This is a genomic window from Micromonospora sp. MW-13 (assembly GCF_003434305.1).
Lineage (GTDB): Bacteria > Actinomycetota > Actinomycetes > Mycobacteriales > Micromonosporaceae > Micromonospora.
Genome location: NZ_QKKX01000140.1, coordinates 1 through 294 on the forward strand (window position 1 = coordinate 1; position 294 = coordinate 294).

The window sequence follows — 294 nt, forward strand, 5'->3', positions numbered from 1 at the left end:
GACGTCGGCGGGTGGTGCGTTCGGTGGGTGGCAGCAGTTGACGTCTGAGGGTGGTTATGTGGGTAAGCCGGCGGCGGTGGTGGACGCGGGGCAGCGGATTTCGTTGTATGTGCGGCGTAATGGTGCGGTGTATGGGGCGAGTCAGGGTGGTGCGGGTGGTGCGTTCGGTAACTGGGGTGTGATGGGGACCGGGGGTTCGGGGGTGGCTTCGGATCCGGCGGCGGTGTTCGCGGCGAACGGGACGATCGCGTTGTACGTGACGAGTTCGGCGGGGAACGTGTCGGGGGTGAACCA

At 66.7% G+C, this 294-nt stretch carries 1 protein-coding gene; it reads left to right on the top strand.

Annotated elements, in window-relative coordinates; translation table 11 throughout:
* Window positions 1–58: 58 nt before the first annotated feature.
* Window positions 59–294: antibiotic ABC transporter (locus C5N14_RS32820; protein ID WP_207892969.1), on the top strand; the 236-nt coding region annotated here is incomplete at its 3' end.